At 46.3% G+C, this 21,273-nt stretch carries 21 protein-coding genes; 8 read left to right on the top strand and 13 right to left on the bottom strand.

Annotation, left to right across the window (positions count from 1 at the left end):
- Positions 1 to 78 precede the first annotated feature (78 nt).
- Positions 79 to 297: a hypothetical protein gene (locus ACUJFK_RS01665; RefSeq protein WP_445425866.1), complete on the top strand. Its 219-nt coding sequence runs from the start codon at positions 79 to 81 to the stop codon at positions 295 to 297.
- On the opposite strand, the gene ACUJFK_RS01660 is transcribed toward ACUJFK_RS01665, so the two are convergent.
- Both ACUJFK_RS01660 and ACUJFK_RS01655 read right to left on the bottom strand, forming a co-directional pair.
- On the bottom strand, positions 294 to 770 hold the full coding sequence (locus ACUJFK_RS01660) for a hypothetical protein (RefSeq protein ID WP_445425865.1): 477 nt from the start codon (positions 768 to 770) through the stop codon (positions 294 to 296). The genes ACUJFK_RS01665 and ACUJFK_RS01660 overlap by 4 nt on opposite strands.
- Positions 757 to 1,332 (bottom strand): DUF6942 family protein, encoded by a 576-nt coding sequence (locus tag ACUJFK_RS01655; RefSeq protein ID WP_445425864.1) that lies wholly within the window; start codon positions 1,330 to 1,332, stop codon positions 757 to 759. Before ACUJFK_RS01655 ends, ACUJFK_RS01660 begins: the two co-directional genes overlap by 14 nt.
- 250 nt (positions 1,333 to 1,582) lie before the next feature.
- Here ACUJFK_RS01655 and ACUJFK_RS01650 point away from each other — a divergent pair, with 250 nt between their 5' ends.
- The 3 genes from ACUJFK_RS01650 (at position 1,583) to ACUJFK_RS01640 (ending at position 6,002) form a co-directional block, all read left to right on the top strand.
- Positions 1,583 to 3,607: a prolyl oligopeptidase family serine peptidase gene (locus ACUJFK_RS01650; RefSeq protein WP_445425863.1), complete on the top strand. Its 2,025-nt coding sequence runs from the start codon at positions 1,583 to 1,585 to the stop codon at positions 3,605 to 3,607.
- Positions 3,608 to 3,776: 169 nt separating this feature from the next.
- Positions 3,777 to 5,609 (top strand): SLC13 family permease, encoded by a 1,833-nt coding sequence (locus ACUJFK_RS01645; protein WP_445425862.1) that lies wholly within the window; start codon positions 3,777 to 3,779, stop codon positions 5,607 to 5,609.
- A gap of 9 nt (positions 5,610 to 5,618) precedes the next feature.
- A complete protein-coding gene (locus tag ACUJFK_RS01640) occupies positions 5,619 to 6,002 on the top strand; it encodes a DUF4920 domain-containing protein (RefSeq protein WP_445425861.1) in 384 nt (127 codons plus the stop codon).
- A 206-nt stretch (positions 6,003 to 6,208) separates the two neighbouring features.
- Here ACUJFK_RS01640 and ACUJFK_RS01635 read toward each other — a convergent pair whose 3' ends face one another.
- From ACUJFK_RS01635 to ccoG, 3 genes are read right to left on the bottom strand one after another with little or no spacing between them, the layout of a single operon-like run.
- Positions 6,209 to 6,844 (bottom strand): thiol:disulfide interchange protein DsbA/DsbL, encoded by a 636-nt coding sequence (locus ACUJFK_RS01635; RefSeq protein ID WP_445425860.1) that lies wholly within the window; start codon positions 6,842 to 6,844, stop codon positions 6,209 to 6,211.
- Positions 6,845 to 6,902: 58 nt separating this feature from the next.
- Positions 6,903 to 7,916, bottom strand: a complete 1,014-nt coding sequence (locus ACUJFK_RS01630) for a serine/threonine protein kinase (protein ID WP_445425859.1) — start codon at positions 7,914 to 7,916, stop codon at positions 6,903 to 6,905.
- The gene (gene ccoG / locus ACUJFK_RS01625; RefSeq protein WP_445425858.1) at positions 7,903 to 9,330 is read right to left on the bottom strand and encodes a cytochrome c oxidase accessory protein CcoG; all 1,428 of its coding nucleotides are present in this window, start codon (positions 9,328 to 9,330) and stop codon (positions 7,903 to 7,905) included. The genes ACUJFK_RS01630 and ccoG overlap by 14 nt, the downstream gene beginning before the upstream one ends.
- Before the next feature lie 179 nt (positions 9,331 to 9,509).
- Here ccoG and ACUJFK_RS01620 point away from each other — a divergent pair, with 179 nt between their 5' ends.
- Both ACUJFK_RS01620 and ACUJFK_RS01615 read left to right on the top strand, forming a co-directional pair.
- Positions 9,510 to 9,872 (top strand): hypothetical protein, encoded by a 363-nt coding sequence (locus ACUJFK_RS01620; protein ID WP_226750607.1) that lies wholly within the window; start codon positions 9,510 to 9,512, stop codon positions 9,870 to 9,872.
- Positions 9,873 to 9,884: 12 nt separating this feature from the next.
- Entirely contained in the window at positions 9,885 to 10,307 is a 423-nt protein-coding gene (locus ACUJFK_RS01615; protein ID WP_445425857.1) for a DUF3010 family protein, read from the top strand.
- Between the two features lie 33 nt (positions 10,308 to 10,340).
- Here the strand turns inward: ACUJFK_RS01615 and ACUJFK_RS01610 are convergent, their stop codons facing one another.
- The 3 genes from ACUJFK_RS01610 to ACUJFK_RS01600 all read right to left on the bottom strand — a co-directional run bounded on the left by ACUJFK_RS01610 (position 10,341) and on the right by ACUJFK_RS01600 (position 13,610).
- On the bottom strand, positions 10,341 to 10,646 hold the full coding sequence (locus tag ACUJFK_RS01610; RefSeq protein WP_226750609.1) for a ribbon-helix-helix protein, CopG family: 306 nt from the start codon (positions 10,644 to 10,646) through the stop codon (positions 10,341 to 10,343).
- Complete coding sequence (locus tag ACUJFK_RS01605; RefSeq protein ID WP_226750610.1) at positions 10,633 to 11,331, bottom strand: AAA family ATPase; 699 nt, start codon at positions 11,329 to 11,331, stop codon at positions 10,633 to 10,635. The genes ACUJFK_RS01610 and ACUJFK_RS01605 overlap by 14 nt, the downstream gene beginning before the upstream one ends.
- Positions 11,332 to 11,600: 269 nt before the next feature.
- Positions 11,601 to 13,610, bottom strand: a complete 2,010-nt coding sequence (locus tag ACUJFK_RS01600) for a DNA topoisomerase III (RefSeq protein ID WP_445425856.1) — start codon at positions 13,608 to 13,610, stop codon at positions 11,601 to 11,603.
- Positions 13,611 to 13,921: 311 nt separating this feature from the next.
- On the opposite strand from ACUJFK_RS01600, the gene ACUJFK_RS01595 reads away from it, so the two are divergent.
- The gene (locus ACUJFK_RS01595; RefSeq protein ID WP_445425855.1) at positions 13,922 to 15,616 is read left to right on the top strand and encodes a hypothetical protein; all 1,695 of its coding nucleotides are present in this window, start codon (positions 13,922 to 13,924) and stop codon (positions 15,614 to 15,616) included.
- Positions 15,617 to 15,639: 23 nt separating this feature from the next.
- Here the strand turns inward: ACUJFK_RS01595 and ACUJFK_RS01590 are convergent, their stop codons facing one another.
- The 3 genes from ACUJFK_RS01590 to ACUJFK_RS01580 all read right to left on the bottom strand — a co-directional run bounded on the left by ACUJFK_RS01590 (position 15,640) and on the right by ACUJFK_RS01580 (position 17,910).
- Complete coding sequence (locus ACUJFK_RS01590) at positions 15,640 to 16,146, bottom strand: GNAT family N-acetyltransferase (protein ID WP_226750613.1); 507 nt, start codon at positions 16,144 to 16,146, stop codon at positions 15,640 to 15,642.
- A complete protein-coding gene (locus ACUJFK_RS01585; protein WP_445426748.1) occupies positions 16,143 to 16,973 on the bottom strand; it encodes an ATP-binding cassette domain-containing protein in 831 nt (276 codons plus the stop codon). Before ACUJFK_RS01585 ends, ACUJFK_RS01590 begins: the two co-directional genes overlap by 4 nt.
- A gap of 157 nt (positions 16,974 to 17,130) precedes the next feature.
- Positions 17,131 to 17,910 (bottom strand): peptidylprolyl isomerase, encoded by a 780-nt coding sequence (locus ACUJFK_RS01580; RefSeq protein ID WP_306177443.1) that lies wholly within the window; start codon positions 17,908 to 17,910, stop codon positions 17,131 to 17,133.
- A gap of 186 nt (positions 17,911 to 18,096) precedes the next feature.
- Here ACUJFK_RS01580 and ACUJFK_RS01575 point away from each other — a divergent pair, with 186 nt between their 5' ends.
- The gene (locus ACUJFK_RS01575) at positions 18,097 to 19,404 is read left to right on the top strand and encodes a short-chain fatty acid transporter (protein WP_226750616.1); all 1,308 of its coding nucleotides are present in this window, start codon (positions 18,097 to 18,099) and stop codon (positions 19,402 to 19,404) included.
- A gap of 4 nt (positions 19,405 to 19,408) precedes the next feature.
- On the opposite strand, the gene ACUJFK_RS01570 is transcribed toward ACUJFK_RS01575, so the two are convergent.
- Together ACUJFK_RS01570 and ACUJFK_RS01565 are read right to left on the bottom strand one after the other, a co-directional pair.
- Complete coding sequence (locus tag ACUJFK_RS01570; protein ID WP_445425854.1) at positions 19,409 to 20,185, bottom strand: LytR/AlgR family response regulator transcription factor; 777 nt, start codon at positions 20,183 to 20,185, stop codon at positions 19,409 to 19,411.
- Positions 20,178 to 21,230: a sensor histidine kinase gene (locus ACUJFK_RS01565; RefSeq protein WP_226750618.1), complete on the bottom strand. Its 1,053-nt coding sequence runs from the start codon at positions 21,228 to 21,230 to the stop codon at positions 20,178 to 20,180. The genes ACUJFK_RS01570 and ACUJFK_RS01565 overlap by 8 nt, the downstream gene beginning before the upstream one ends.
- Between the last annotated feature and the right edge of the window lie 43 nt (positions 21,231 to 21,273).

Below are 21,273 nucleotides of genomic sequence, written 5' to 3'. Positions count from 1 at the left end.
AACAGAAAGATTGCTAAATTCAAAGGCTGCCACTACTGCTCGTTCTGTGCTTATAGCTATAACATAAGACGATATGCGATGAACAAAATCACAGAAAAACACATAGCAAACACCATCAAAAAACACCTAGGATTTACATTGCTGTTGGCCGTCGCGCCTGTCATCTTCTTTTTGTTGATTGGCTTTTTTGAAAAAACAATTTACAGCATTATCCCGTTTATTTTGCCCATTAGCACCCTTGGTGCGGTGGCCTACTTTATCAAACAGGTACTGACTGAGTTGTTGGTCGATCGTTAAGACAAACTGCCTAAGCGCAACTGCACTAAATACTGCCGCAGTTGTGCAATACGTTCGCTACGGCCAAACAGCTGGTAAATTTGTAACCAATCGGCGGGGGGCATCCAACAGATGCCGTCTTGCCAGCGGCAGCGTTCAGGATGAAAAGTAAAAGCGCTAACGCCATTGTCTTTACGCACCGCTATACCGGCCATCAGATCAATACTGCGACCACCAGCATAAGTAAAGTGGCTAAACTTCGCGGTGGCATACATTGGATCAGACTTAATGGCCTGTGCTTGGTAGCCTGCATTGGTCAGCAGTGCACTTATCGCGGCAAAATCCGCTTCCGTGCAGACCAGATCAATATCGGTTGGTTTATCGACTAGCCCCAGTTGCCACAACAAACAACTGCCGCCCACGCCAAATTGCTTATCGGCTAACAAGCGGCAAAGCGCGGTCAGTTGCTCGGTTAAAGCATTAGGTTTTAACATGTGGTAACTCACTTATCAGGGTTGCAAGCAGCTGAATTTTTTCGTTATTCAACTGCCGATAATCAAAATAGGGGCAGACTAACACACGTTGCTGCTGGTCGATGGCAAACTCGTTATTAAGCCAGTGTAATTGTGCAGTCAAACCGGCACCTACTAATGTTTTTGCATGGGTGCGGCCAGCAATAATATGGATGCGTTGACTGGTTGGTGTCAGTTGCGGCATGCTAAATAACAACGCCGTGTTACTGCCAGTTTGTAATAACTGCTGCTCTCGAAATTGTTGCCAACTGTCGGCGGTTTCTTGGAAAGTAAACTGCCGCTTATCTAGGGTAAAAAGCAGCTTGGCATACACATTAAACACTTTGCGCCAGCCATTACCACAGGCCTGATTAATGGCAGCAATTTCACCGGTACTTAGCGGCTGTATATGATTAAGTGCCGCATATTCCTGCATCGGTGGCCGCTTTGCAACATACACACAGATTTGTGCCTGCGGATCGCCAAAACCTATGGCGAGTTCGCTCACAAGCAGCGGCGCTGTTGTCACACCAACCAGTGGCATAGATACTCCCGTTTAACGCCTTAGTTCTTGCGGCAGAACGCCTTAACCTAGTAAGGCTTTGTGCTACTATTCTAACGGTAAAGTTTCATAAAAATAACCTAATAATACGGTAATGCCGATCAGTAAAGCATGACCGGTTTGCTTTAAATCACCCCTGACAGGCCGTGCATGATTGTGGCATGTGGATATGAGCAAACCGCGTTTTATAAAAAACCAAACTGATCGGCATTCAATAATACGGAGTCTTACGATGAAAAAATTCGTGTTGCTGTGTTTGTTTTGGCCACTGTTAGCCCTGGCTAACCCGGCTGAAGATAACAGCTTAAGTGTAGAGCGGTTATGGCAATTAGAGCGCATTGGCACTCCGGTTGCCTCCGCCGATGGCAGTATGATTGTCGCGCCCGTGACCCGCTATGATGTACCCGCCGATCAAGGCCATACCCGGCTTTGGCTATTTAGCGCCGATGGTAAAATGCAACGCCCCCTTACCGCTGAAGGCATGCGTGCCAGCGAAGCCACCTTTTCGCCAGATGGTAAAACCTTGGCTTTTATCAGCCAACGGCATAAAGACGATGCCGGACAAATTTATCTGTTACCTCTTTCCAGCCCTGGCGAAGCACAGCGTTTAACACAAGTACCCACTGGCGTTTATGGTATGAAATGGGTCGGGGAGCACCTGTATTTTGTTAGCCGTATTTGGCCAGGCAAAACCTGGGAAGAAATGAGCGGCGAGCTAAAAGCCAATAAAGAGAAAAAAGTGTCAGCGTGGCAGTGGAATGCGCTGCCTTATTCGCAGTTTGACCATTGGATAGATGAAAATCGCCAAGCGCATGTTTTCCGTATTCCTGCTAAAGGCGGTGAAGTAGAAGCTATCACCCAAAAAATCGGCATCGAATTACCGCGCTCTAGCCAAAACGCCAGCAGCTACGATATTGATGCGCAAGAGCGCTATATCGCCTTTAATGCCAATGGTTCAAGTAACAGCGTTGATCCAAAAATTGATTTGTTTTTAGCGGCCATCGGTAGCGATAAAGCTGACAACATTACACCGGATAACCAAGCCCCCGATGCGAACCCCAGCTTTAGCCCTGATGGTAAAAGCTTGGCCTTTAGCCGCCAGCGTATTCAGGGTTTTTATGCCGATACCGCACGTTTAATGGTGTACGACCTAGCGAAGAAAACCACCCGAGAACTCACCACTGAGTGGGATCGTTCGGTGAATGACTTTGTTTGGGCCGCAGACAGTAAAGGCTTTTACGCCAGCGTCGACGATGCTGCCACCCGCCGTTTATTTTATGTCGATGCCAAGAATGGTAAACAACGCGCCATTACCAAAAACACCAGCTTTGGTAGCCCGGTATTAGCGGGTAAAAATACCTTAGTCACCACCAACGACAGCTTTATGTATCCGGCTCGTTTGGTGAAAGTGGATGTGCGCTCGGGTAACACCACGCGTTTGGATAGCTTTAATGATGAATTACTTTCAAAAACAAACTTAGGCACCTATGAATCGGTAACCTATAAAGGTGCTGAAGGCCAAGATATCCAAATGTGGGTGCATTACCCACCGGGCTTTGATAAGAGCAAAAAGTATCCCTTCTTTATGCTGATCCACGGCGGCCCGCACAATGCCATTGGCGATAGCTTTAGCTACCGCTGGAATGCACAAACCTTTGCTTCTTGGGGTTATGTTACGGCCTGGCCTAACTTCCATGGATCTAGCAGTTTTGGCCAAGACTTTGCCGATGCCATTAACCCCGATTGGCGCACGAAACCCTTAGCCGATATTCAAGCCGCGACAGCGTGGTTCCAGCAACAACCCTGGATTGATACCGAGCGAATGGTGGCCGGTGGCGCCAGCTACGGTGGTTACTTAAGTGCTATCTTGTTAGGTACTGAACATCCGTATAAAGCGCTGCTGATCCATGCCGCGGTATACAACATGTATTCGCAAATGGCGGCAGACTTTGCTGTACATTCAACCCGCTTTGGCAATTTCTGGGACAAACCAGAGATATACAAAAGTATTTCGCCGCATTATTTTGCCGGTAACTTTAATACGCCAACCTTAGTTATCCATGGCCAGTTAGATTATCGGGTACCGGTTGGGCAAGGCTTTGAATTATTCCGCACCTTGCAAAGCCGTGGCGTGGAATCGCGAATGATTTACTTCCCCGATGAAAACCACTGGATCTTAAAACCAAACAACTCCATCTATTGGTATAACCAAGTGAAAGATTGGATGACCCAGTTCGCCGAGCCCGGCGCGCGTTAATCCCTCCCAGCACGCAGCACGCGCTGCGTGCTGCAGTTTTTCTCTCGGCATCCAAACTAAAGGCCGACTTTTCAACTCTTTAGCTGTTACTTCTACCCATTAACGCCTAGTATAGAGAAAGAGCGGTTATTCGACAGTGGCTTTGCCCCTGTCTGGTACAGGAACCTTTATGACGCTTGACCAGTTACTGATTTTTTTGATCCTAGGCATCACCATAGTACTGTTTATTTGGGATCGTTGGCGACACGACATTGTAGCGCTGTTTAGCCTACTAGCCTGCGTGTTGGTAGGTTTGATCCCTGCAGAGCTAGCCTTTAATGGCTTTGGTCACCCCGCGGTGATTACCGTTGCCTGTGTATTGGTCTTAAGCCAAGCACTGCAAACGACTGGCGCGATTGATGTCTTAGCACACAAAGTTTTACCCTCTAATGCAGGGCCAACACTCACTATTACTGCTTTAACCGCGTTTGCGGCGGTATTGTCTGGCTTTATGAATAACGTTGGCGTATTAGCGTTATTGATGCCGATGGCCATTCCGCTTGCCAGCCGCATTAATCTGGCACCCGGCCAAGTATTAATGCCACTGGCCTTTGGCTCGATGCTTGGCGGTATGACGACGCTTATTGGTACCCCCCCGAACTTGATCATTTCCAGCTTTAGAGCCGAAGTACATGGCCAAGGCTTTGCCATGTTTGACTTTGCGGGGCCGGGCATCGCAGTAACATTAGCGGGTGTGTTATTTATCGGTTTATTAGGTTGGCGCTTTGTGCCGGTGCGGCAACGGGCTGATCTCAGTAGCTTTGAAACCAGCAAATATTTAACGGAAGTTAGGATCAAAGCGAGTAGTAAATTCTGTGGTAGCCGCTTACGTGAGCTCGAGCGCAGTTTAGATGAACTCGATTCACAAGTAGTGGGTATAGTTCGAAACAAGTACCGGGAGCATGTTCCTTCTAGCTCTTATCAACTAAAAGAAAACGATATTTTAGTGATTGAAGCCGAACCAGAAACACTGGGTAAATTGTTGTCGAGCTTAGAATTAGCGCTGGAAGATAGCGCCGATACGCAGCTGCAAAAAGAACAAGATAAAGCATTAGCCAAAAGCCAAACCGATATTCCCCCCTCTAAAGAAAAAACCTTAGTCAGCCCTGACGTCAGTTTGATTGAGCTAACACTGTTACCCAACTCCGATCTTATTGGCCGCACCGCCGTGCAAATTCAAATGCGCCGGCGCTTTAATATTCACTTGTTAGCGTTATCACGCCACGGTAATCGCTCAGTTAAACGGGTACGCCGTACTCGGTTTCAAGCCGGGGATGTGATCTTAATGCAAGGCAACAGCCAAGCCTTACAAAACTTCGCTACCGATTTTGGCTGTGTGCCTTTGGCTGAGCGGCAAATTCAGGTGCCGGATAAACGCAAAACCTTACTGGCCAGTGGCTTTATGCTCGCGGCCGTACTGTCGGCTTCGGTAGGATTATTACCGGCCGCCGTGGCTTTTGCCGCCGGCATGTTGTTGATCATGGCCTTTCATGTGATTCCGTTGCGCAAGGTCTATAGTGCGATTGATTGGCCGGTGATCGTGTTATTAGGCTGTTTAATCCCCGTTGCCGGGGCCATGAGTTCGACGGGTGCAGGGGATTTATTAGCCGTAAGTATGCTCGATTTAGTCGGTAAAGCAGACCCACAGCTAACGGTAATCAGCTTATTAATCCTCACTATTGTTCTAACGTCCTTTCTAAATAATGCCGCCACAGCCGCGATGATGTGCCCCATTGCCATCAGTTTGGCCACACAACTTGACGTAAACCCCGATACGCTACTGATGACTATTGCTATCGGTGCCTCTTGCGCCTTTTTAACCCCTATTGGCCATCAAAATAATACCTTGATTTTAGGCCCGGGTGGTTTTAGCTTTACAGATTACTGGCAGCTTGGTTTGCCGATGCAAATTGTTGTTCTTGTCGTCGGTGTGCCGGCATTATTGTTCTTTTGGCCTTTGTAGGAAGAAACCATGAAAGCACTTTTCAGCTTAGCGTCACTTTTTTTTGCGGCCAGTTTATCTGCAGCCACTACCTTTGGTGAGAACCTTGATAAAACCGCATTGACCAGTGTAGCCTCGGTATTAGCATCGCCTGCCACCTATCTTGATAAAGAAATTACCATTGAAGGTACTGTCACCGCCGTTTGTACCAAAATGCATTGCTGGATGACACTCGCAAGCGATGAAGCAGAGTCTCGCTTTCGCATCAAAGTAAAAGATGGCGATATGGTGTTTCCATTAAGCGCGAAAGGCAAAACGGCTTATGCAAAAGGTATCGTTAAAGTTTGGCCACAAGCTGAAGGTAAAGCGGAGGCTTATCAGTTAGTCCCTACGGCTGTTGAGATTGCTGATTAAACGCATAGAAAAGGGCCAGCATGCTGTAATGACGATCAGTTTAGTATTTAGCATGACACGGTTTGCTCACATCAACACGCCATGAATCATCCCTGAGGCTCGATTCCGGCCATCCATGGCCTTCAACGGTTGATTTAGAGCAAACAGGTCATGCTTAACTGACTTGCATTATCAGCATGCAGGCCCTTTTTATTAGCAAGATATAACTAGTCTTTCTTTAATAAAAACTCGATAAGGTTTTGCATATCTGTTTGCAGATTGCGTTGATCTAAGTTTTGATTATTGATTTTATATTTACCGTTAACAACCAACATTGGCACACCTGTTAGAACGCGGCTTTCACTTAATTGTTCTTGTTCACGTGCCATTTGGCCTACCGCTCCGCGCACTGGGAAGCTGCGCATGGCTTTATCAAAGGCTTCTGCATCAATGTCATTAATCAGCGCTAGGCTACGCACATCGTCTTCTGCCCGAAATGGTACGCGGCTTTTATGAATTTGATTAAAAATAGCTGTGGCCATTTCATCGCCTTTACCTAGGTTTTTCGCAGAGACATAAGCACGCGCTATGGCATTTTGAACTTCAGGTGAAGCGGCGCGGATAAAGTCGACATGTGATTTTTTGAACTCGGTACCGGCAGGTAAGTTTTTCGATAAACTCTGGGCAATCGGCTCAAAAGCGTAACAACCACCACAATAGAAAGAAAAGTATTCTTTCACTTCTGGCTTAGCTGTTTTTTGTTCTGATATCACTTCGTAATGCTTGCCTTCTTCGTAATTGTTGGCGAATGCCGACAAGGGTAACAAGACGGCAGCGACGGCTGCTACTAACCACTTTTTCATTATTTACCTCTGTTTAGTCATACTGCTGGGTCATTTTGCGCACTAGCTTAGCAAATTGTTAATAGTCTGGCACTAAGCTTAAAGGGGGTTGCTGTAATAATGACAGTTGCTCTTTTAGCGCCAGACACTGCTGTTCCCAGTATTTGTCTGTACCAAACCATGGAAAGTTCATCACAAAAGCTTGATCTTCCCAACGCCGTGCTAACCATGCCATATAATGGATCATACGCATAGCGCGTAATGGCTCGATCAGTTTTAACTCGGCCGGATCAAATTCACAATACTGTTCGTACTCTTCTAGCATTAACTCAAGGGTAAAACGCTGCTGTTGCCGATCACCGGACAGCATCATCCAAATATCCTGCATCGCCGGCCCCATGCGACAATCATCTAAATCGACAAAAAACGGGCCATTGCCCGTGTAAAAGAGATTACCCGCATGACAATCACCATGCAGCCGGATCAGCTGAGCGGGCCGATATTGTCGACTGGCTTCGGCAATCACCTGCGCTAAAGCGCTGTCAAAGGCCGGCCGCAGATAAGTAGGAATTAAACTTAAGCTGGCTAATACTTGCTGGCTTTCAATTAAATGACTTTCGACGGTTAAAGTGGGGCGTTCACGAAAAGGTTGCTGCCGGCCCACCTGGTGCATCCGACCTAAAAACCGCCCCAGCATAGCCAATTGCTCATCATTGTCGATTTCTAAAGTACGGCCTCCACGACTTGGAAAAACCGCAAATAAAAAGCCCTGATAATGCAATAAACTACTGCCAGCAAAACGAAGCGGCGCCACTACGGGAATTTCGGCGTCAACTAAGGCAAAAGCATATTGATGCTCTTCCTCAATCTGCGCAGCGGTCCAACGCTCTGGTCGGTAAAACTTAACCACCAGTTTTTCGGGCTGTGCGGCACCATCACGATAAGCACTAAATTGATAAACACGATTCTCATAACTGTTCAGTGCCAGCAGCCCCGTGCTGACATCTAAACCATAATGGTACAGCGCATCTAAAATAAGGTCGGGCTGCAGCGTTGAAAAATCAAAACGCTGCGTCAGCTCAGCGCCCGGCAAAGAATTTATTCTCCTGAGAAATCGTTAACTCAGGTTGTCCTGCATCCGTCACGGTAAAGCTAACGTCTAGTACAGGCTTTTTCGCATAATAAGGGTCTAAAGCAAGACTAATCACCACATTGCGGCTTTCGCCCCCGGCTAATAACACTTCGGTATCACCAATCCATTTTAACTGCTCAATGCCCGTCACCGACAGGTTCAGCGTTTTAGGTTGCTGCGATTTATTGATAATACTGAGGGTATAGGTATTCTCAATTAAACCTTCTGGCGTTTCACGGTACAAGGCGCCACGATCGCGGATAATGTCGAGCTCCAGCGGTTTACGAATAGTTAAATTCACCACAAAAGCCACACAGACCAAAATTAAGACAAGGAAATACCCCACCAGCTTCGGCCGGAACACCTTGGCCGGTTTACCTTGTAACGTGTGCTCGGTGGTGTAACTGATCAAGCCTTTGGGATAGCCCATTTTGTCCATGGTATCGTCACAAGCATCGATACAGGCGCCACAGTTAATACATTCATATTGTAAGCCGTTGCGAATATCGATGCCCGTAGGGCAGACATGCACACACAAGTTACAGTCGATACAATCGCCTAAGCCCTTTTCTTTATAATCGGTATCTTTGCGGCTTCGAGGTCCACGGTTTTCTCCACGCGCTTCATCGTAGGTTACGGTAAAAGTGTCTTTATCAAACATCGCTGATTGAAAACGCGCATAGGGGCAAATATGCGTACACATAATTTCGCGCATCCAGCCGGCATTACCATAGGTACAAAAGGTAAAAAACAATACTGACACCACCGCCCAAAACCCGGCTTGCAGCGTAAAGAAATCAAGGAATAGTGGGCCAATCGGCGTAAAGTAGCCGACAAAAATTAATGAGGTAAACAATGCAAAAGCCAACCAACAAAAATGCGTTAGGGCTTTCTTCCAAAACTTATTAAAACTCATCGGCGCCTGATCAAGCTTCATGCGCTGATTACGCGTGCCTTGGATCTTCTCTTCAAACCACATAAAGGTAAAAGTCCACACCGATTGCGGACAAAGATAACCACACCAGACCCGCCCATAAAAGGTTGTCACAAAAAACAACGCATAAGCGGCAATCACAAAAATCCAGGCTAATAAGGTAAAGTCTTGTGGCCACAGGGTTAAGGCAAAAATATTAAATTTTTGCTCACCAATATCCAACAAGATGGCTTGCTGACCATGATATGGGATCCATGGCAAAAGAAAAAACAACGACATAAAGATAAAGCCCATATTACGACGCAGGCTTTGGTGTAATCCCTTCACCGAACGAATATAGATCCGATCGCGTGAAGCATATTTCGTTGTGGTATCAGCGGCAGGTCGATGAATTTTCACTTCAACCGGTATGTTTTTCACGTCAATTTTTTGCTTATCCACTGGTCTTCCTCAACAATAACATGGCACTGGGTGACAACTGGTGATGGCCTCAGTATATCAGGCTCTTACCGAAATTATTTGACATAAAATAAGCTAGCGCCATATATCACAACACTTTAATGCGAAAGCGTTTGAATTCCGCTAGAATGAGGCATCGCTTGCAATTATAAGCCTTAACTATGAAAAAGTTTTTTTGGTTTGCCTTTATTATCTTACTTTTAATCACTTTTTCTGGCAGAGAGCCACTTAAAACCTACCGAGATATGTTTTTTAACAAGGTAGAGTCTGTGGTGTCTGAAAGCTGGCAGCAGGAAGATCGTGGAGTGATTGCGGTACAGCGCGAATTTACCGCCTTAACTGAAAACCTTGGGGTTGGCCAACAAAAATTACTAAACAATGCGGCAGCCAGTCGCAGCAGTATTTTGGAATATCGGCAAACCTACTGCGTAAACCAAGAATTTAATTCTTTGCTTTTTGGTGAGGTGCAGCAAAAAAGCTGCCGGATTATCGAAAAACATTTAAACCAATTACAAGATAACTAACAGGAAATTGCCATGCGCGTCTGCGGGATCGAAATAAAAGGCAGTGAAGCCATTTTATGTTTAATGAATTTAGAAGACGGCTTATTTGATCTTCCGGAATGTCGGGTTAATCGAATCGCGCTAAGCCAAGATCAACTAGCTGAAAGCGTACAAAAATTTCAATTTGCGATAAAAAAATTGGTCGAAGATTATAAAATTGAGCATCTGATCATTAAAGAACGACCACAAAAGGGTAAATTTGCGGGCGGTGCGGTAGGGTTTAAAATTGAAGCGGCAATTCAATTAATTTCCACTTGTCCCACCACCATTTTGTCGGGTGCGGCAGTAAAAGATCGCATTAAACGTCATCCTTTACCTGTAGATTTTAAATCAACCGGCCTAAAAGTTTTTCAAGAAACGGCTTATGTAACTGCCTACGCGTTTTTAGTTAACTAGGCGATTATCTCCAACAAAATGCTGATGCAATCGTTAATCTTTTTTTGATGTTGTGGGTTTTAAGCGCGCCAAATCAATTTGCACTGATTGCGTGGCGCGTTTAATTAAGGTGCGGATCAGTTTCGATTTAGATTCACCGGTTAATTCACTTAACTCGGCTAAGGCGGCAATCGCCTCTTCGCTTAACGTAAAAGTCGCATGACGCATCGGCAGTTTAGCCGTTTCATCCTCGTCTGGTAATAGTTGCCGCAAGCTGACAATTTGCGGCAGCCCCAAGGCATAATTATTTGCATCATCAATAAACTCTTCAGTGGTAAAACTGGGTTTATTTGACGGCAAAGACTTTTTCTTCAGGTCGCTTAGCGCCATCTTGTTGTATCGCCCTCATGGATAGCAATTCTTCAATAATCGATTTCATTTCCGAGGCTGCTTTACCTTCATTATCCACATCCATTACCGATAAGCCTTTTTCTTCGCTATCGTCATAAATGTTGCGACTGTAAGTAATGTTGTCGAGCACACGTAAATTAAAGCTCTTACAGACCTCTTTTGCATCTAAAATGCGCCCAGCTTGATTGGGTAGTGACGGACACTGGGTTAAAACACAACCCACAATCATCTCTGGATTAACTACATTACAGGCACTGACCAAATCTTCAAGGTGTTCGAGTGTTTTTAAATCGCGGCGCTTCGGTCTTAGTGGAAATAATACATGACTGGCCACCACCATCGCTGAACGTAAAGCCACACTGTCTTGGCCACCACAATCCACCACAACCACATCGTAATGCATTTCTAAGCTTTTCAGCTCATAACGAATTTTGCCGTACATTTGCACACAATTCAGCCAAGGCAATTCTGGATTCATGTGTCGCTCTTGCACCCAATCTGACGTGGTGCGTTGCGGATCGCAATCGACCAACATCACATTAGCATTTTTCTCGCGGGAAAAGTACACAGCAATATTCTGTGCTAGACAACTTTTGCCGCTGCCACCTTTTTCACCACCAACTAACAAAATCATTTGTGCACCCTCTCTGTTGTACAACAGCGCTGGCTGTCTGATCTGCCATGACACTATTAAAGTGTAGGCAATCTTTGCAATATAGCTAGTGCCAGCCTATAAGCACTGCACTGTTACGGTTATCTTGCTCTATTTATAGCCTAGTGCATCCTTCTTGTTAGCGACACCTGAATTAGCGCTATTGCGCAAAAGCCTTGTTTTACTGTGTTTTATTAGTAAACAGCCTAAGCGGCTATAACTCTTTTGGGTTAGGTTGTAACTGCGGTTTTTTATTGGCTGCTGCGACGAGACCGAGTGCTGCCGGCCGCTTTTTTGGTTGAGGTTGTTTTCCTTGCTGCTTTGCTGCTGGTTTTCTTGGCGGCAAATTTAGCCCGACCGGTTTTACTGCGGCTAAAGCGGTTTTGACCCAGCCCTTTTAATCCCGAAAACTGCCCATGTTGCTGGCTAACTTCGGTAATGAGCTCGACTAAGCCATGTTGTAACGGTTGCATAAACTGGTCGTATCGCAAGCGTTTTTCACAAATCGCTTCAAGCTGCGCTTCCCAGTGTGCCGTCATATCGGGCACCACCATGCGCTGCGGCAAACTTTGAATTAATTGCCGGCCAATGGGTGTGGCGTGGATCTCTTTACCTTGTTTCGTTAAAAACTGTCGTTTAAACAACAATTCAATTATGCCTGCTCGCGTGGCTTCAGTGCCTAAACCGTCAGTATCGCGTAGCACTTTTTTTATTTCTGGATCGGTAACATAACGCGCGATGCCGGTCATAGCGGCCAGTAAGCTAGCGTCGGTAAAATGCTTCGGCGGGCTGGTTTGCTTCTCATCCAGTTGCCCTTCAACACAATTAACCTGATCGCCCTGCTGCACTGCCGGCAAGGCTGTACTGAATTCATTCGTCTCTTCGTCAGTTGAACCGGAACGTGCAAGTAAGGCCTTCCAGCCCAGATCGACGGTCGATTTTTGCTTGGCGACAAATAACCCCCCGGCAACTTCAGTATCAATTTGATGCTCGCTATAACGAAACGCCGGATAAAACTGCATTAAATATTGTCGGGCAATTAACTCATAAATATGTCGCTCATCTAGCGAAAGACGCTGCACATCCAGCACCCGCTCGGTAGGTATAATGGCATGGTGCGCCCCTACCTTGCTGTCATTCCAGGCCTTGCTTTTTAAGTTTAAATCTGCTGTTTTCACGGCCTCACTTAATTGCGAACTACTGCTGGCAATCGCTTGGCTTACCTTTTGCCGCTCAGCATAGTGACCCGCCGGTAAATAACGACAATCAGAACGCGGATAGGTAATTAACTTATGGCGTTCATACAATTGCTGACAAATATCTAAGGTTTTTTGCGCGTTTAAATTAAAGCGTTTAGACGCATCAATTTGTAATGAGGATAAATTGTAAGGCAAGGGTGCAGCCTGACTTTTTTGTTCGCGTTTCACGGCTTTAACTTGGCCCGTTTGGCCCCTCACCTTTGCTAACACGGTGTCGGCCAACTTTTTCAGTAACACCCGGCCATCTTCATCCATGTAAGGCTCGCAGGCGGCACTTGGTTGCCACTTTGCCTTAAATTGCTCACCACTGCGGGTTTGCAGCGTTATCCACACCTCATAAAAGGGTTTCGTTACAAAGTGCTCAATCTCTAGATCGCGGTGCACCACTAACCCCAACACCGGCGTTTGCACACGGCCGATCGACAACACGCCCTGATAACCATGCTCTTGGCCTAGTAAGGTACATAGCCGTGTCATATTAATACCATACAACCAATCGGCCCTTGCCCGCGCTAAGGCTGAAGTGGCTAACGGAATAAAATCAGTGTTTTGGCGCAAATCCTTTAAGGCTTTGCTGATCGCCGCCGGATTCATGTCATTCACTAAACAGCGCTTGGTGGCCGCACGCTTGGCTTGACTGATCCCCGCATAATTAATCACTTCATCCACCAAAATTTGCCCGACACGATCCGGATCGCCCATATTCACTAACACATCGGCTTCTTTGATCAGTTTTTTAACCACATTAAATTGCTGGCGGGTTTGCGACTTAACGTGTTGTTTCCATTCTATTGGAATAATTGGCAGGTGGACTTTGCGCCAACTTTTGTAATCGGCATTGTAGGCTTCAGGTTCTGCCTGTTCCAGTAAATGACCAATACACCAAGTCACCACATCGCCATTGGCGGCTTTAATAAAGCCATCGCCTTTTTGCTGTGGTTTGGGGAGCACATCGGCTACGGCACGGCCAACGCTGGGCTTTTCTGCAATGTATAAAATCATCAGACAATACACTGTACAAATAATCAGTTAATTTACCTTGCCTAACATTAAATAGCAAAAACTTGTGACACTGACTAATACCTAAGGATTATATTGATGGTTAAAACCACAATTTTGACCGTTAACTTAACTCGCCAAATAAAAATTAAAATGAATTATTTTAGTTACTTAGAGGCTTTAATATTTAAAAAGCAATCGCAGCATAATTATTGAGTAGATCGACATTGCTGACAACTTGGCTATTTTCTAAGCTGTGAACATGGGTTCCTTGCCTACTCTGGTTTTGTTGCTTCGCTGTGAGGGCGTAGAAAATGTCGCAATATACTGATGTTAAAAGAATTTGTGATGATCTAGAAAGTACCGGTAAAACCGTGTCGCTAGATTATGTTTTGTCTAAAGTGTCTGACGCACAAGCAACGGTGATAGCACACTATAAAAAGTGGCGATACGAGCAAGCCCAACAGCGACAGCTTGAGCAAGCGCCAATACTCAGTGACGATTTTATGCAAGCGTTTCTGCGTGAAACCGAGCGACAAGGCGCGCAACAAACGGCGCAGTTGCAAAAACAATTAGCCGAAGCACTGCAAGGTGAAGTGGTTGCGGTTGAGCACTTACAACAGGCACAGCAGCAATGGCAGCAGTTGGAACAGCGTAAAACGGCTTTAGAGCAAACATTGCACAGCCAACAACAGAAACTGACCACTCAGGCAGAACACTTTGCCAGCCTGCAACAAGAACGCACCGCTTTGCAACAACAACTGGGCCAGTTAGAACAACAACTGAGCAAGGCAACGGAGCAACTAACCGCCAGCCAAGCGGCCGTGGCTGCCGCCAATGCTCAAGCCTCTGAACACGCAACCGCTCTCGCCTCAAAGCAAGCACAGCTTAACGACACCGAGCAGCAATTGTCTGAGTTACAACAACAGTATCAACAACAACAGCAGTTAATTGCTCAATTAGAGGAAAAGCAGGCGGCACAGCAACAACTGGCTGAGCAATTAAGCACAGCTCAAACGCAACTCGAAGTACTTGAAACAACGTTGCAGCAGACTAAAAGCGCACAGCAAGACACCGAGCAAGCGTTAAGTGCAGCGCAAAACGCGGTGGTGCAGTATCAACAAGAGCAACAGCATTTTTCTGAGCTACAGGCCGAGTATGATGCCTTACAACAACGATTGACAGAGCAGCAACGCCAACACTTTGAAATGAAAAAACAGATCCATCAGCAACTGGCCGAATATTCCGAGCAATGTGCTGAACTCAGCTCTGAGCGCGATACGCTGTTGAGTCAGATACGCCGTCAAAAAACCACAGCAGAGCCATCTGCATTAGCCGACAGCATTCAGTTACAGCAAGAATTAAAACAACTGCAGCAACAGCACCAAGACTTACTGCAACAACTGGCCATGCCACAACACAGTGCCGCCGAGCAGGCCACGGCAACAGAAAACCTTCAGTTACAGCAAGAATTGCAACAACTGCAGCAACAGCACCAAGACTTACTGCAACAACTGGCCTCGCCACAACACAGTGCCACCGAGCAGGCAACGCAAAGCGAGCAACTCAGTGCGTTAACAGCAGAGCGGGATGAGGCGCTAGCCATTAATGCAGCACAAGCGGATCAACTGCATAACGTGCAACACGAATTAGCCGAATTAAAAGCCTTGTTGCAACCGAATAACCCTGAACAATGCGACAATGTGGAACAATTACGCGCTCATTTAGCATTGTTGAAACATCAAAATAGCATTACCTCGCAACATCAGGCCGAGCAACGCGAAACGATCAAACAGTTACGGGAAGAATTAGCACAACAGCGCGAGGCGGTGCAGCAAATTCAACTAGAACGCTTTCAATTTAATAAACAGAAAGTGCAATTTGAAGAACAAGTGAGTTTTGTGAAGAGCAATTCAGCCGCGACCATCGAGCGTTTAACACGCTATCGTGAACAAGCACAGGAGCGTATTGCGCAACTAGAACGGAAACTACAGGAATGTGGCTGTTAAGCGGCGGTGTTTAGCAACGTCATTTAAGCTATTGGTAATGCTCGTTGATATAACCAACCGGTCTGTTCAGGCGTTAAACTAAAGGGGCTATGGTAAGCAAAACCCAACTTGTGTAACAGGGCCTGCGAAGCCGTATTATCTTCATTAACAATGGCATACAACGATGGTATCCGTAGCGTAACCGCCCACTGCAACACGGCCTTGGCAGCTTCATAAGCAAAACCTTGTTGCTGATAAGGTTCGAGCAAGGCATAACCAAGATCGGGCGCATCAAGCTGTTCGCGCTGCAATAAACCACAGATACCAATCAACTGTTTGGTGGCGGTGTGCTCCATTGCCCGCAAGCCAAAACCGTATTGTTGATAACTTTTCAACGGCCCTTGTTGCAAATGCTGCTCAGCGCCAGCCAAATCGCGTACCCCGCGATCGCCAATATGTTGCAAAAAGCCCGGATCATTTAATAACCTCAACATAAAAGGTGCATCAGCAAGGGTCAGTGGCCGAAGTGTCAAACGATGTGTGTAAATCACCAGCAGCCTCCAGGGCTGAGCAACGGTTGCTGTGCCTCATTTAGTACAATAGTGTAATTTGCTCGTGTCGGCAACTGCTGCCAACTGGCTTGAGTCAGCCGCTGAAAGGGCAACATAAAAGCAGCCAATTCAGTAGCCGACATACCTTTACCTCGTTGCTGCCATAATTGCTGCTCTTGCTGAGCTCGCCAACGACAAACACTGGACCAATCAGGCGCTTTTAACCAAATCAGTGGCTGTAGGAAAGCCCATAACTCGGCATAACTACCGGCCAGTTGCTGATTAACATAGCTACGCCACACGCCCTTAGCGTCGGCAGCGGCTTCAAAATCATTTACAGGCTGCGCCAACACCTCAGCAGCTTCGGCTTCCACACCTAAACACCAGCCTTCAACAATCAGCACATCAAACTGTTGTTTGGGTAAGTCAGCTAGCCGAACGTCCATCGCCTTATCAAATTGTGGCAATGCTACAGCCCGCCCAGCGAGTACCGCTTGCACATCCGCTAATGCTTTATGAATGTCATGTGTGCCGGGTACTCCACGTTGGGCCAACAACGGATGCACTTGCGCGGCTAACTGTCGCCGAGCATGTTGCGACAAATAGTAATCGTCTAGCGACACGGTGGCGGCCGAAATACCCTGCTGTTGCAGCAAGCCACACAGCAATTTGGCCAAGGTGCTTTTACCGCTGCCTTGCGCACCGCTAATACCCAGCACTAAAGGCCGTGCCAACGGTATGATTTGCTGCAATAACAATTGCAAAACTTGCCGATAAGCCGGTTGTGTGGCCACAGGTAGTTGTTTGAGAAGGGCAGAAACATCCATCACGTTAAGCCTGCTGTTAGTCGCGCGAGGAAGAGATAAAAAATGGTTTAAGGCCGCAACCCTTTTTTAGTAAACGGCCTGAAAAGCTTAACGCACTCATTTCGCAATCAAAACATCGCCAAACGAACAAAATCTAAACAGCAAACGTCAACAAGCCTTAGCTACGATGAGCGGCACGCAAACGTAAAGCCGCTAATGGCAATAATAACAACACGAGCCAATTAATCGAGCCCGAGCCTGAATCGCCTTCTGAAGCGCCATTACTTGCTAAAGTATTGGCTACAGGGGTTAAACCGGCAGCAGTGTTAACTCGAGTATCAATCACAAACACACTTTCAATCAGCACCAAGTTGTCAGCCGTTAGGGCTTTACCGGCGGCAAAATCGGCTGACGTATAATTACGCAGTGGAATGTTGGTTGCGGCGCCACCAAAATTATAAGTAGGTAATTGTGCCATTTGCTGCAAAATCTCCAAACCTTGCACAGAGATTTGACCGAATACGGTAAAACCGCCATTTTGCGCATCTAAGTTGGTTTGGTTATCCACTAAATTGAAAAACCATTGGCTAGTTGCACTGTTGGGTTGATCGCCAATTTTAGCCATAGCGATAGTGCCACGTCGATTAGACCATTTCGGTTCATTTTGTACTGCAGCCTTAGCAACCACATTCCCAAATGGCACCTGACCGGTGTAAACAAAACCGCCACCTTGCACAATAAAGCCCGGCACCAAACGATGCACCACGTTATTATCGTAGCTTTGGTCTTTAACGTAACTTAAAAAGTTTTCTACGGTTTTTGGCGTGGTTTCGTCGAATAAGTTGACTTCAAAGTTGCCCAACGACGTATTAAATTGCACGATGGTCGCATGTAACGGCGCCATTAAGGTGCTGCCAACTAACAACGCTGTCGTGGCTAATAAACGAGATAATTTCATTAATTTTTCCGGATAGACACAAAACCTAAGCATACGCTAAAGCGACAAGGCGAAGCCAGTGCCTTTACGTTTAATCACTCTTGGCATAAGACTAAAGTGTGCTGCGGCTAACGCCTTGTAGCGGTTGTGTTGTTTGGCTAAGCTGTTTTAAAGTTAAGCCTATTATTATTATAAAAAGAGTTGATGATGCTTAATACCGCTGCGAAACCCTTTGTTCGCTTAGTCGAACGTTATCTACCTGATCCTTATATCTTTGTCTTACTACTCACCATAGTGGTATTTGCTGCCGCAGTGCTGTTTGAACAGCAGTCGCCGCAGCAAGTATTACAACAATGGGGAGATGGCTTTTGGGGCTTACTCAGTTTTGCCATGCAAATGCTGTTGGTGCTGGTTACCGGCTACATGCTGGCCAGTACGCCCTTGGTAAAAGCCATTTTAGATCGCTTAGCTATGCTGGCCAAAACGCCGGGCCAAGCCATTGTGTTAGTTAGCGTGATTTCATTATTCGCCAGTTGGCTTAACTGGGGTTTTGGCCTAGTGGTCGGCGCATTATTTGCCAAAGCATTAGCCCGACAAATCAAAGTGGATTATCGCTTATTGGTAGCCAGTGCTTATTCAGGCTTTATTGTATGGCATGGTGGTTTAGCCGGTTCGGTGCCGCTGACCATTGCGACACCAGGACATTTTGCCGAAGCGCAAATTGGCTTAATCGCAACCAGTGAGACTATCTTCGCGCACTTTAACTTGATATTACTGGCCTTGCTATTTGTTGCAGTGCCGCTGGTAAACTACCTGATGCTACCGTCAGCAAAAGACAGTATCTATGTCGACCCCGCTAAACTCGATGACACGCCTTTACCAGAAATCACCCAGCAGCGCCCGGCAGATAAACTTGAAAATAGCCTACTGTTAGCTTTGATCGTCGGCTTTGCGGGTGTTGCTTATTTAGTCCAGTATTTTGTCAAAGGTGGCAGCCTTAATTTAAACATCGTTAATTACTTATTTCTATTTTTAGCGATAGTGCTGCATGGCACACCACGGCGTTTACTGCATAGCTTGCAACAAGCGGTGCAAGGCGGCGCCGGTATTGTGATCCAATTCCCATTTTACGCTGGCATTATGGCTATTATGATTCAGTCGGGTTTAGCACAAAGCATGTCAGAATGGTTTGTTAGTTTTGCTAGTGCAGAAAGTTTGCCGTTTTTTAGCTTTATCAGTGCCGGTATCGTTAATATTTTTGTGCCCTCTGGTGGGGGTCAGTGGGCAGTGCAAGCCCCAGTAATGTTACCGGCTGCGCTGGAGTTAGGCGCTGATATTAGTCGCGTTGCCATGGCGGTGGCTTGGGGCGATGCTTGGACTAATATGATCCAGCCATTTTGGGCCTTGCCTGTGCTGGCTATTGCCGGTTTAAAAGCCAAAGACATCATGGGGTTTTGTTTAATGCAGCTGCTGATCACCGGCGTGATTATTAGCCTAGTACTCACCTTTGTTTAAGCAACTAAATACCCAACCAGCGACTAAACTCGCTGGTTCGGCTTTGGCTGGTTTTTAACTGCACGCCAGAACGAAGAAAGACCGTGAGCGTATTTTTACAAAAGCGCTCTAACCGCTCAATGTAATGCGTTTGCACTAATTCGCTGCGATTAATTCGAAAAAAACGTTGCGGATCTAAAATCGCCTCTACCGCTTGCAAGCTCGTGTAAGGCAAATAATGCCGCTTTCCTGCTGCATCAAACGCCATAATCAGGCCACCATCAGCTTGGATATAGCTGATATCGGCTATATCCAAAAAGTAAATCTGTTGCTGCTGCCGTATCGCTATGCGCGTGGCATAACTGGCCACGGCAGGGGTTGCAGGCCACTGCGCTAAGAAGGCAGTCAGCTTGGAGAGATCAGGCTGCGCAGTAACGGTTTTGGCACTTAATAAGCGAAATTTCTGCCAAGCCTGCAACAGCTTTTCACTGTTATAGGGTTTAAGTAAATAGGAAATGCCCTGACTATCAAAAGCCGACAACATAAATTGATCATAAGCGGTAATAAAAATCAGCGGGCAGCGAGGCGGAATTTGTTGATAAGTGGTCAGCACATTGCCATCCGCCAGCTCGATATCAGAAAAAATCACATCAACAGCCTGGCCGCTCGTTAAAAAAGCGGCCGTTTCTTTTATTGTCGCCAGTTCAGCGACAACTTCCATCGGATCAGGTAGTTCGGCAATCAACCGCCGTAACTTGCTGCGCGCCAATGGCTCATCTTCCACAATGGCTACCCTAAACACGTGGCTGCTCCTCTAATAATGGCAAGCTCACACTAAAGCGTTGATTTGCATGATTGATATCTAAATTACGGCCGGTTAAAAACAAAAACTGTTTAGCTAAATTTGTGAGACCGATGCCGTTACCGCTGCGTGTTTTTTTGGCGCTCGGCTGTAAGGGGTTACTGACCACCACACGTTGTTGCTGCAGCGAAATATCCACCAGCAACGGCGCTGCAAGGCTGCCTTGGTTATGTAAAAACACATTCTCGAGTAATAACTGCAAACTAAAGGGTGGCAACAAGCTTTGACTGGAGCGCAAAGCCGGATCAATAATCAACTGATAACCGGGCCCGACACGAGTTTGCATTAATTTAAAATAATATTCCGCAAACTCTATCTCTTGTGCCAGCGGCACTAACTGCTGCGTAGCATTGTGCATAGATAACCGATAGAGCGCGGCAAAGTCATGCAAATAGCGGCTGGCCTGTTTTTGATCGACACTGATCAACTCATCTAAAGTGTTTAACGCGTTAAAAATAAAGTGCGGGTTCAGTTGCGCTTTTAATTGCTGAATAGTTAATTGCGCCAGCTGTTGATTATAATCGGCAACTTGTTGTTGATAACGACTGGCCGCCTGCCAATGATATCGCGCCAAATAAATACCGGCGAATAACACCACATCGACAATATCACCTAAATTTTTGCTTAACAGCAAATTCGGTGAAAAATTACGTTCGACAGTGTTAAACATCACGGAAATCAGAACGCTAATGCTGTTATTAGCGGCTAAATAGACTAGCAGAGAGACAAAGATAATCTGCAACATCTTCAACCAACTGAGCTGGCCGTCATCGTTATGTTGAAACCGGTTTAAGCAATAACGCACCAACAAAAAAATAAGCAAAGCGGAAAAAAACGTGACAATGGGCGCTTCGGGCGTAAAGGTATACCAAGACACCATACCCGCTCGCACGCGGTTACTAATGACTAAAAAATAACTAAAGCAGAAAATACCTAGTAAAAAAAGCCGGTCAACTTGTAAGTAGGCGTAAAACCGCTGCAACATAATCAGTTCCTGTCTGTCCTTGGAAAGTGACAAAGGCGGCCAT

It is taken from the genome of Alishewanella sp. HL-SH06, assembly GCF_052656265.1.
This window is presented reverse-complemented; position numbering and strand designations above follow the sequence as displayed.

Excerpts from the sequence above, each read along its gene's own strand:
- ACUJFK_RS01655 (WP_445425864.1), bottom strand. The coding sequence starts at position 1,332 with ATGCCACTGGTTGGTGTGACAACAGCGCCGCTGCTTGTGAGCGAACTC.
- ACUJFK_RS01620 (WP_226750607.1), top strand. The coding sequence starts at position 9,510 with ATGAAAAAGTTTTTTTGGTTTGCCTTTATTATCTTACTTTTAATCACT.
- ACUJFK_RS01575 (WP_226750616.1), top strand. The coding sequence starts at position 18,097 with ATGCTTAATACCGCTGCGAAACCCTTTGTTCGCTTAGTCGAACGTTAT.
- ACUJFK_RS01615 (WP_445425857.1), top strand. The coding sequence starts at position 9,885 with ATGCGCGTCTGCGGGATCGAAATAAAAGGCAGTGAAGCCATTTTATGT.
- ACUJFK_RS01585 (WP_445426748.1), bottom strand. The coding sequence starts at position 16,973 with ATGGATGTTTCTGCCCTTCTCAAACAACTACCTGTGGCCACACAACCG.
- ACUJFK_RS01645 (WP_445425862.1), top strand. The coding sequence starts at position 3,777 with ATGACGCTTGACCAGTTACTGATTTTTTTGATCCTAGGCATCACCATA.
- ACUJFK_RS01640 (WP_445425861.1), top strand. The coding sequence starts at position 5,619 with ATGAAAGCACTTTTCAGCTTAGCGTCACTTTTTTTTGCGGCCAGTTTA.
- ACUJFK_RS01595 (WP_445425855.1), top strand. The coding sequence starts at position 13,922 with ATGTCGCAATATACTGATGTTAAAAGAATTTGTGATGATCTAGAAAGT.
- ACUJFK_RS01650 (WP_445425863.1), top strand. The coding sequence starts at position 1,583 with ATGAAAAAATTCGTGTTGCTGTGTTTGTTTTGGCCACTGTTAGCCCTG.
- ACUJFK_RS01580 (WP_306177443.1), bottom strand. The coding sequence starts at position 17,910 with ATGAAATTATCTCGTTTATTAGCCACGACAGCGTTGTTAGTTGGCAGC.
- ACUJFK_RS01665 (WP_445425866.1), top strand. The coding sequence starts at position 79 with ATGAACAAAATCACAGAAAAACACATAGCAAACACCATCAAAAAACAC.
- ACUJFK_RS01565 (WP_226750618.1), bottom strand. The coding sequence starts at position 21,230 with ATGTTGCAGCGGTTTTACGCCTACTTACAAGTTGACCGGCTTTTTTTA.
- ACUJFK_RS01660 (WP_445425865.1), bottom strand. The coding sequence starts at position 770 with ATGTTAAAACCTAATGCTTTAACCGAGCAACTGACCGCGCTTTGCCGC.
- ACUJFK_RS01600 (WP_445425856.1), bottom strand. The coding sequence starts at position 13,610 with ATGATTTTATACATTGCAGAAAAGCCCAGCGTTGGCCGTGCCGTAGCC.
- ACUJFK_RS01605 (WP_226750610.1), bottom strand. The coding sequence starts at position 11,331 with ATGATTTTGTTAGTTGGTGGTGAAAAAGGTGGCAGCGGCAAAAGTTGT.
- ACUJFK_RS01635 (WP_445425860.1), bottom strand. The coding sequence starts at position 6,844 with ATGAAAAAGTGGTTAGTAGCAGCCGTCGCTGCCGTCTTGTTACCCTTG.